Source organism: Anaerorhabdus sp. (assembly GCF_036657415.1).
Classification (GTDB): domain Bacteria; phylum Bacillota_I; class Bacilli_A; order Erysipelotrichales; family Erysipelotrichaceae; genus Anaerorhabdus.
The window spans coordinates 1-2953 of the sequence record NZ_JAVXGL010000141.1; the positions used below are offsets into that span (position 1 = coordinate 1).

The following is a 2953-nucleotide window of genomic DNA, read 5'->3' on the forward strand; positions in this document are numbered from 1 at the left end:
ATATCAGATTTGCTTGAAAAACAAATCGAAATCAATATGGCAATTGCAAATGAGGGAATAAAGAATGGTTATGGTGCTTGTGTAGGCAAGACAATATTAGAAAATATTCCTGGTAATTATTCATCATGTATTGCGATGACAGCAGCGGCAAGTGATGCTCGAATGAGTGGGTGTCAATTACCTGTCATGACAAATTCAGGTAGTGGTAATCAGGGAATCACAACTTCAGTCCCAGTAATTGTATATGCGCAAGAACATAATATTGACCATGAAAAATTATTGCGTGCTTTGGTTCTTGCAAATTTATGTACAATTCATTTTAAAACGGGTATTGGAAGACTTTCTGCATATTGTGGTGTCGTTTGTGCGGCAGTTGCAAGTTTTGCTGGAATTGCATATATCAATGATGAATCACTTTGTGTTATTGAAGATTTAATTACGAATGGACTAGCTACTGCTAGTGGAATGATCTGTGATGGTGCTAAAGAATCATGTGCAAGTAAGATATCTACGGCATTATTCTCAGCAATGTTAGGATATGAAATGGCTAGAAGCAAGCGTGTATTTAAAGATGAATGCGGAATAGTTCAAGACTGTGTGGAACATACGATTAAGGTAGTTGGAACATTAGGTCATGAAGGAATGCGCCAAACTGATAATATGATTTTAGATATAATGACAAAAAATAAGATAGCTGATTAGCTATCTTTTTTATTCAAGTGATATTAGTTTTACTTTTTTGACACCTTTTATAGTTTTTAAAGTTTCGATAATCTCATCAATGGATAATACAATATCAGAGATATCCACTTGAATCGACAAGGTTGCGATATTATTCAACGGTATCGATTGATGGATAGCAAGAATATTACAAGAATTTTCACTTAGTTTATTTAACACATTAGACAATACACCTTGTTTATGCGATAAGAGAAAATGAATTTCAGCTTTTCTACCAAGGGGATTGTTATTAAGACTAAAGATATGATCTTTATACTTATAAAAAGTACTTCTTGAGATTCCAACTTGAGTACAAGCCTCTTTGATTCCAAGATTTTGATTGGTATCTAGTAAAGTGCGTACTTCTAAAATTTTTTCAAAATAGTCAGGTAGTACTTTTGCGTTTACAATTAAAAATTTTTCCATATTAATTTTCCTCGATTACACCATTGTTATTTACAGACAACTCAATTGCTTTTATCTCTTGTTGAAGAGATTTTAATGATAATTGAATCGCCTCCATCGGAATTTCATTGGTGAATATTGCTAGGCATGTCGGACCAGCACCACTTATTGTGAATCCTACAGCGCCAAATCGCAACATAATTTTTTCAATTTCATCATATTCACGGATGAGTTTTCTTCTGTATTGCGTATGTAGATTGTCATGGATACCAGCACTAATCAATCGTTTACTACCAATTTTTATACCTTCTAGAAGTAATAAAGTATTCACGTTATTATCAATAGATTCGCTACGAAGAATTGATTCAGGTAACACAGCTCGTGCTTCTTTTGTGGATAACTCGTAATTAGGTATAAGTGCTAAAAATTTAACACTTGGATGAAGTGGATAGTTCACATAAAATAGTTCATCATTCATGAGCTTACTTCCACAAAGTCCACCAAGAATACAAGGGACAACATTATCGGGATGACCTTCAATGGCAGTTGCGAATTTACATAATTCATATTTTGTAAAAGGATGATTTAAAATACTGTTTGCAATGGATATACCGGCAACAATACAACTTGAGCTTGAGCCAAGTCCGCGTGTTGTAGGTATAGCACAATTTGCAATTATTTTGATAGGAATAGGTTCTTTATTTAAAAAATTAAAGAGGAACATATAACTTTTTAATACTAAATTATCATCATTATTAAATTCTTCTTCAAATCCAATTAATTGAAAATGATCTGATTTCTCAAAGCTAAATTCATTTGCGATGTCAAAACATAAACCTAAAACATCAAATCCTGGTCCTAAATTAGCACTAGTTGCGTATGCTTTAATTTTATTCATGCTTTTTCTCCAATTCATTTATTAGATTAGATTTTACTTCTTTTTGTTTTAAAATGGTAGGATTTTGAACATCAATGTGTAGAAGTTGTTCAAGATTATAGGGCATGCTTTCTTTATTTAATGAAGATAGTTCAAGTAATGCTTGTTCTTGAGAAGTAACTTCTTTCTTGAGAATAGCTTCAACTACATCTTTAGCAAATTTATAAGGGGATGCAGTACTTAGAATAATTGTGTGTGTACTATCCTTTGTATCGTGTTGGTATTTCTCGTAACAATTCATTGCGACAGCAGTATGAGGATCTATCACTTTTTCATATTTATTATAAATATTGCGAATAGTATCTTTTGTTTCATCATCATTGGCATAATAACTAGTAAAATCATCGTTTAGACGTTTTGCTTCTTCAGAATTCAATTTATATTCACCAGTAGCTGATAGACAATTCATTAACTCATTAACGCGATCGCTATTATGATTGACTACCTCAAATAAGTATCGTTCGACATTACTGCTAACTAAGATATCCATTGATGGAGATATTGTTTTATGAAAATCTCTCTTTTTATTATAATGTCCTGTTTGGATGAATTCGGTCAAAACATTATTCTCATTGGATGCACATATTAACTTGTTGATAGGTAGTCCTAAACATTTTGCGTAATATCCAGCAAGAATATTTCCAAAGTTTCCTGTTGGAACGACAAAATTGACTTTATCATTTAATTGAATGATACCTGAATTGACGAGTTTACAATAGCTGTAAAAGTAATAAACTACTTGTGGGCATAGACGTCCTATATTAATACTATTAGCACTAGAAAGTTGTATTTTATTTTTGAGAAGTTCAAGGTTTAATGGTTCATCATTGAATATTTCTTTTACAATACGTTGACAATCATCAAAGTTACCTTCAACAGCATATACATGGG

At 32.1% G+C, this 2953-nt stretch carries 4 protein-coding genes; 1 reads left to right on the forward strand and 3 read right to left on the reverse strand.

From position 1 onward, the window contains the following. Positions 1-702: L-serine ammonia-lyase, iron-sulfur-dependent, subunit alpha (locus RSB60_RS11395; RefSeq protein WP_332616466.1), on the forward strand; the 702-nt coding region annotated here is incomplete at its 5' end. Between the two features lie 9 nt (positions 703-711). Here RSB60_RS11395 and RSB60_RS11400 read toward each other — a convergent pair. The 3 genes from RSB60_RS11400 to thrC form a co-directional block, all read right to left on the reverse strand. Next, positions 712-1146, reverse strand: a complete 435-nt coding sequence (locus RSB60_RS11400; RefSeq protein ID WP_323381881.1) for an ACT domain-containing protein — start codon at positions 1144-1146, stop codon at positions 712-714. Between the two features lies 1 nt (position 1147). After that, positions 1148-2023 carry a homoserine kinase gene (thrB, locus tag RSB60_RS11405; RefSeq protein WP_332616468.1) on the reverse strand — a complete coding sequence of 292 codons (876 nt, stop codon included), beginning with the start codon at positions 2021-2023 and terminating at the stop codon, positions 1148-1150. Then, on the reverse strand, positions 2016-2953 hold a 938-nt coding region (gene thrC, locus RSB60_RS11410; RefSeq protein WP_332616470.1), incomplete at its 5' end, for a threonine synthase. The genes thrC and thrB, both read right to left, overlap by 8 nt.